Raw genomic sequence first — 2,872 nt, 5'->3', positions numbered from 1 at the left:
GCTTAGTTCAGATTGATGTTGAACTCGTAAGAGCGGTCGCCTCCGACCAGTGTCAATTTGAGCGCGGCTCCTTCCGGGTTGGTTCCCGGCGGCACGCCGTCCAATTCGAAAGCGAAGCGTTTGACGCCAGGCGGTCCGTGCTCAAGAAGCTTTGGCACCGGGAGTGCCCAGTCCGGCGTTGGACCTTCGACAAACAGATTCACTGCCTTCGCATCCGGCGAAATCACATCGACCAGGACCGTGGACTTGCCCTCGCGCTCGACGTCGCGGATGGTGAGCGGATTGGGATCGCCGACGGAGGCTGGCTTCGGAACGGTATCGAGCGCCGCGAACAGGACACTGTCTTCGGTGCTCGCGACGCTGGCGAACGTGAGCTCCGTGCTCGCTTCGACCGGAATGCAAATCTTCTCGCACACCGCGTAGTTGATCTCAGCACGAAGCGTCACCGGCTTGTCGTTGCTTTTCGGAACGATCCGCAGCGGCAACACTACCTGATCGTGATAGCCGAGTGAGAAGCCGCCGGCTCCGTCATCGAATTTCCGCGGCGCCGGCCATAGAACGGTCACGGCTTCGACGTTTTCCGATTTGGAGAAATCAAAACGCGGCGGAACGCCGGAATCGCCTGAGGTACGCCAGTAAGTTTTCCAGCCCGGATCGAGTTGAATCGCGATGCCGCCGAGCAGCACCGGTCCGCTGTGCGATCCCGCAAGCAGCCGCACGGCGGTGTGCGAGCCTTTCTGCCAAGGCGAAGCGTCCTGGGCCCGCGCTTCGATCGGTGAAAGCGAAGTCAGCGCGGCCAGGGCGAACAGAGCCGCCGAGCGTGAACTTCGGAATGTCGGCGCTCGTTTGGCAAGGAGTGGAACCATTGCGTTCATAAAACGTCCTTAGCTCCAAGTGTGATCGCAAGCCATTGAATTGCTTGTGATGCATGATGAATCGCGAACCCAACTTGATTGACAGGGCCGAGCCCCAATATCAGGATGGAAGATATAGGCGAGTCTTTGGCGGATGAGCTCTGACGACAAAAAACCAGATCAAGAGCCAGGGCGGTTCCGGCCAAAAACGGCCCGCCGCAAGGCTTCCGACAGTGCCAGCGAGGGCGAAGGCCATCGTTATCTTGACGGCCAGCTGCTGATCGCCATGCCCGTGATGGGCGATCCGCGCTTCGAGCGGTCGGTGATCTATCTCTGCGCGCATTCGGCGGAAGGCGCCATGGGCATCATCGTCAACCGTCCGGCGGGCAGCATCGATTTTCCGGGCCTTCTCGTGCAACTCGATATCATCAAGAAGGCCGACCAGATCAAGCTGCCTGAAAATGCCGAGGGCCTGAAAGTGCTCAAGGGCGGGCCGGTCGAAACCGGCCGCGGCTTCGTGCTGCATTCGAGCGACTTTTTCATTCAGGATGCGACGTTGCGGATCGACGAGGGGGTTTGCCTGACCGCAACGGTCGACATCCTCAAGGCGATCGCCAAGGGCTCCGGACCGAAGCATGCGATTCTTGCCTTGGGTTATGCCGGCTGGGCCGCCGGCCAGCTCGAGAGCGAAATCCAGGACAATGGCTGGCTGCATTGTGACGCCGACCCTGATCTGATCTTTGGCGGCAACGTCGACGAGAAATATAACCGTGCGTTGCGCAAGATCGGGATCGATCCGGGCATGCTGTCCAACGAAGCCGGCCATGCTTGAGTCAATTCATGATTGTCGTCCCCGCGAAAGCGGGGACCCATAACCACAAAATCTGGTTGTTGGAATGAGCTGGGGCGGCAGCCTTCGAAGCAATGTACTTTTATGTTATGGATCCCGGCTCGCGCTTCGCTTGGCCTGGACGAGGGTGAAAATCACTCCGCCGCCTGTTGTGCGACGGTCGGTTCGGTGCCGGCGACGGTGGCGCGCCGCATATCGCGCGGTTGTGACTGGTCGTAGCGGCGCACGCGGTGCATCGTCTGCCGGTTGTCCCACATCACCAGGTCATGCAGCGTCCATTTGTGGACGTAAACGAATTCGCGCTGCGTGGCGTGCTCGGTGAGATCGCGCAGCAGCAGCCGCGCTTCCGGCACGCTCATGCCGAGGATCGCGCCGGCATGTGACGACAGATAGAGCGACTTGCGGCGATGGACCGGATGGGTGCGCACCAGCCGCTGCCGCACCGGCTTGAACATCTGCTTTTCTTCCTCGGTGTAGTCGAGAAAGCCCAGCGATCCCCGCGAATACATCAGCGAGTGTTCGCAGATCAGATCCTCGATCTCGGCCTTGGTGTCGTCGTCGAGCGCGTCGTAGGCCGCGCGCATATCGGCAAATTCGGTGTTGCCGCCCTTGGGATTCACGACCCGCGCCGAGAGCAGCGAGAACTTGGCCGGGATCGGGCGAAACGAACTGTCGGAATGCCAGAGGCAGTTGCCGAGATTGAACAGGTGGGTGCGATGATCGCGCGGCAACGGCTTGCCGTCCTTGCCGAGATTGGAGACGTCATTGAGTCCCGAAGTGAGGCGGTAGTCTTCCCGCTTGGTGACGGTGCCGCCGCGGGCGTTCTCGCGCTCGCCGAAATTGCGGGCAAAAACCAGTTGTTGTTCGTCCGTAATGTCCTGGTTGCGGAACAGCAGCACGGCGTATTTGTCCATGCCGGCTTCGATGTCCCTTGCCTCTTCCGCCGTGAGCGGCTTTCGCAGATCGACGCCAGACACCTCGCCGAAAAAATGCGGGTGAAGCTGGCGGATCGTCACGGTCATGGCGTGCCTCCCTGATTTCTCTGCTGTCCTTTCAGGCAAAGGCTACTCGCGGTCGCCGCGAAGTCAACGGATCGCGCCCGCTATCGATCGCGGGACAGATAATCGGATTTATTGCGCGACATTGCGTGGCGGTACCGATGCCGAGC

3 protein-coding genes are annotated in these 2,872 nt (G+C 60.5%); 1 reads left to right on the top strand and 2 read right to left on the bottom strand.

Annotated features, from left to right (window positions below; translation table 11 throughout):
* Nucleotides 1-2: 2 nt before the first annotated feature.
* Complete coding sequence (locus tag WB528_RS04355; RefSeq protein WP_423887202.1) at nt 3-875, bottom strand: protein-disulfide reductase DsbD domain-containing protein; 873 nt, start codon at nt 873-875, stop codon at nt 3-5.
* Between the two features lie 133 nt (nt 876-1,008).
* On the opposite strand from WB528_RS04355, the gene WB528_RS04350 reads away from it, so the two are divergent.
* Entirely contained in the window at nt 1,009-1,686 is a 678-nt protein-coding gene (locus tag WB528_RS04350) for a YqgE/AlgH family protein (protein ID WP_423887201.1), read from the top strand.
* Between the two features lie 152 nt (nt 1,687-1,838).
* Here WB528_RS04350 and WB528_RS04345 read toward each other — a convergent pair whose 3' ends face one another.
* Nucleotides 1,839-2,726 (bottom strand): TauD/TfdA dioxygenase family protein, encoded by an 888-nt coding sequence (locus WB528_RS04345; RefSeq protein WP_423887200.1) that lies wholly within the window; start codon nt 2,724-2,726, stop codon nt 1,839-1,841.
* Between the last annotated feature and the right edge of the window lie 146 nt (nt 2,727-2,872).

The organism is Bradyrhizobium sp. (assembly GCF_049586575.1).
In the GTDB taxonomy this organism is placed as follows: Bacteria; Pseudomonadota; Alphaproteobacteria; order Rhizobiales; family Xanthobacteraceae; genus Bradyrhizobium.
This window is presented reverse-complemented; position numbering and strand designations above follow the sequence as displayed.